At 58.4% G+C, this 503-nt stretch carries 1 protein-coding gene; it reads left to right on the top strand.

Features of this window, described 5'->3' with window-relative positions; genetic code table 11:
• A partial coding sequence (locus HGP29_RS28700; RefSeq protein ID WP_211093494.1) for an ATP-binding protein occupies positions 1-503 on the top strand: 503 nt, incomplete at both ends.

Genomic DNA, 503 nt, shown 5'->3' with positions numbered 1-503 from the left:
ATGCGGCCGATAAGCTGCGTTTCCGCGCGCTGTCGCAGCCGGATTTGTATGAGGGAGACGGCGAGCTGCGCGTGCGGGTTTCGTTTGATAAAGACAACCGCACCCTGACCATCGCCGATAACGGTATCGGTATGAACCGGGAAGAAGTTATCGACCATCTCGGCACCATCGCCAAATCCGGCACCAAAGCGTTCCTCGAATCGATGGGTTCCGACCAGGCGAAGGATAGCCAGCTGATCGGTCAGTTCGGCGTCGGCTTCTATTCGGCCTTCATCGTGGCGGACAAAGTGACCGTGCGTACCCGTGCGGCGGGCGACAAGCCGGAAAACGGCGTGTTCTGGGAATCCGCCGGCGAAGGCGAATATACCGTAGCTGATATCACCAAAGCCGATCGCGGCACCGAAATCACCCTGCATCTGCGCGAAGGCGAAGATGATTTCCTCAACGACTGGCGCGTGCGCTCTATCATCAGCAAGTATTCCGACCATATCGCGCTGCCGGTT

Origin of the sequence: Flammeovirga agarivorans (assembly GCF_012641475.1) — a bacterium.
GTDB lineage: Bacteria > Bacteroidota > Bacteroidia > Cytophagales > Flammeovirgaceae > Flammeovirga > Flammeovirga agarivorans.
This window is presented reverse-complemented; position numbering and strand designations above follow the sequence as displayed.